The 652-nt window shown below is 52.6% G+C and carries 1 protein-coding gene and 2 pseudogenes; 2 read left to right on the plus strand and 1 reads right to left on the minus strand.

What is annotated here, in order from left to right:
* Together V7650_RS18115 and V7650_RS18120 are read left to right on the plus strand one after the other, a co-directional pair.
* A partial coding sequence (locus V7650_RS18115) for a hypothetical protein (protein WP_335657604.1) occupies positions 1 to 240 on the plus strand: 240 nt, incomplete at its 5' end.
* A 46-nt stretch (positions 241 to 286) separates the two neighbouring features.
* A pseudogene (locus V7650_RS18120) lies at positions 287 to 394 on the plus strand (iron-sulfur cluster assembly accessory protein); the annotation flags it as partial.
* Here the strand turns inward: V7650_RS18120 and V7650_RS18125 are convergent.
* Positions 384 to 652 (minus strand): annotated as a pseudogene (locus V7650_RS18125) (metallophosphoesterase); the annotation flags it as partial. The pseudogenes V7650_RS18120 and V7650_RS18125 sit on opposite strands and share 11 nt — an antisense overlap.

Genomic DNA, 652 nt, shown 5'->3' on the forward strand with positions numbered 1-652 from the left:
GTCGCAACCCATTATTGCCCGCAAGGCAATCAACCCCGGATGCGGATGACCACTCCCGATGGAGCGTCAAAGATCAGATTTGATTTCTGGGATGCGACCAATTTGGTAAACCCGACAGACAATCATCAGCATCAACTGTCTTTTGACTTGTCCGACCCTGAACATGTCAGGCGCGGGGAAGTCTACATGAGCGGTGAGGGCGCGACGTCGTCCGAACTGGTTTTGGAGCGGATGAACTAGGGGGCAATTTTCGCCGTGCGAAAAAGGGCGCGGAAATCTGTCCTCGCGCCGCGGCTGCTCCGGCCTCGCCTATTCGGTCGATGATGTCACCGCGGGTTTTGTGTTTGACAATCCGAATGCCACGGGGGCTTGTGGGGAGAGTTTTACCGTTTGAGGTTTGGACCAATCGTTATCAGCCACATATCGGGAATCGCTCCCAAACGAAGTGGCAATAAACTCGTACCCAATCCCGCGCTCACAAATATCGTCTTTCTACCTTCCGTTATTTTCCCACAACCATAGCGATCACCATATTTCGACATGTAGGCAAAGGCGCCAAACCAAGGTAAAACGATTTGGCCACAATGTGTGTGTCCAGCGAGTATGATACTTTCCTCGTTCGGGAGATCGGGGGTAATATCCGGGCTATGAC

The organism is Parasphingorhabdus sp., from assembly GCF_036964565.1.
GTDB lineage: Bacteria > Pseudomonadota > Alphaproteobacteria > Sphingomonadales > Sphingomonadaceae > Parasphingorhabdus.